The organism is Helicobacter sp. 10-6591, assembly GCF_003288805.1.
Taxonomy (GTDB): domain Bacteria; phylum Campylobacterota; class Campylobacteria; order Campylobacterales; family Helicobacteraceae; genus Helicobacter_F.
Map to the genome: position 1 here is coordinate 1 of NZ_NHYK01000049.1, position 828 is coordinate 828.

1 protein-coding gene is annotated in these 828 nt (G+C 43.6%); it reads left to right on the forward strand.

Going from position 1 to position 828, the window contains the following annotated elements:
• Positions 1–762 (forward strand): hypothetical protein (locus CCY97_RS08100; RefSeq protein WP_220091899.1); only part of this gene is annotated, 762 nt, incomplete at its 5' end.
• Positions 763–828 lie beyond the last annotated feature (66 nt).

Consider the following 828-nt stretch of genomic DNA (forward strand, 5'->3'; position numbering starts at 1 on the left):
CCTCTATTGGCTCTAGAGAGTTTAGGTGTGAGCGAACACGCCAGCATAGGTATAGGAGGCTTTTATAGCAACTCCAGCGCTACAAATATTAGTATGCAATACTATGGAATCCATCTCAATCTCCACACAGACTTGATAAGCCAAAACCACAAGATAAAATTCAGCGCAGAGTATGACAGGGATTCTGGGAGTGGGAAACGCAAGCTCTCAAACTCGCAGTTTGCTTATCTTGAAAAGTTTGGCTCTGGCAAAAACTTTCGTTATTCTCATATACTGATTCGATTTGGATTTAATCTTGCTAGCAAAGAAACGCCTTTGTTTCTCAACCTCATAGGTGGTTTTGGTGAAGTGACCAATTCTCACAAAGAAACTGATCTCTTGAAAAAAACCACCTGGAACGCCGGAGTAGAGCTTGAAGGAGCGCTTCCTCTTGGACAAAGCTACAAACTCACTTATAGCGCTGGGTATATGCCTACAGGCATTTACTATAGCTTTATTGACCCATCAAGGGGTGATAAGGGCATGAGCGCAAGATCTTATGTCAGCAAGCTAGGACACACAGTCCTTGTGAGTGTAGGCTTTACACAAGCAATAAATGAGCGCCTCTACTTCTATACAAAGCTCAAGGGCCAATACAAAGTCTTTGGAGAATCTCAGCCAGTGGCTCTCAATATAGCAGACACTGCCACAGCTATCACAAACACCAACTATCCAGCAAGTAGGGATGTAAGCGCTATGCTAGAGGTGGGAATTGGATTCTAAACGCTCTTGTGTACTTGTATTGGTAAGCTCTCTTGGGGCGAAGTCCATAAGCATAGATGAGATGCT